A 469-nucleotide genomic window follows, 5' to 3' on the forward strand; every position below is an offset into this window, starting at 1 on the left:
CGCACGCGTGAGGAGACCGAGCGCGCTCACCGTACGGAGACCGAGGACGGGAAACAGCCCGGCGTGGGGGTGGGGGCATCCGTGACCGCCCCGAAGTCCCCGCGTGCCCGTCAGAGGCCGCCGGTGCCGCTGTTCGGCCAGCCCGATCCGATCCGGGTGTCGAGTTCGGCGGAGTTGATCCAGGCGCTGAACGCCGTGCGGGTCTGGGGCGGCTCGCCGTCTCTGCGCGAGCTGGAGAACCGCGGCAAGGGGATCCTGCGGCGCAGCACCGTCAGCGACATGCTGCGCGGGACTGATCTCCCGGACTACGACCGGTTCGTGGCGTTCCTGCGCGCGTGCGGCGTCGACGGGGCCAGCCTCGAGACCTGGGTGTTCGTCTGGCGCAGGCTGAAGGCGCTGGAGACGCCCGGAACCGTCTCCTGGATGCCCGGCGCGGAGCAGGCCGCCTCGTAGGGACCGTACGCGAAGA

General features: G+C 71.9%; 1 protein-coding gene. It reads left to right on the plus strand.

Annotated features, from left to right (window positions below; translation table 11 throughout):
- Nucleotides 1-453, plus strand: a 453-nt coding sequence (locus tag STRIP9103_RS21225) for a hypothetical protein (RefSeq protein WP_009316757.1), incomplete at its 5' end; no start/stop codon positions are given.
- Between the last annotated feature and the right edge of the window lie 16 nt (nucleotides 454-469).

It is taken from the genome of Streptomyces ipomoeae 91-03, assembly GCF_000317595.1.
Taxonomy (GTDB): Bacteria; Actinomycetota; Actinomycetes; order Streptomycetales; family Streptomycetaceae; genus Streptomyces; species Streptomyces ipomoeae.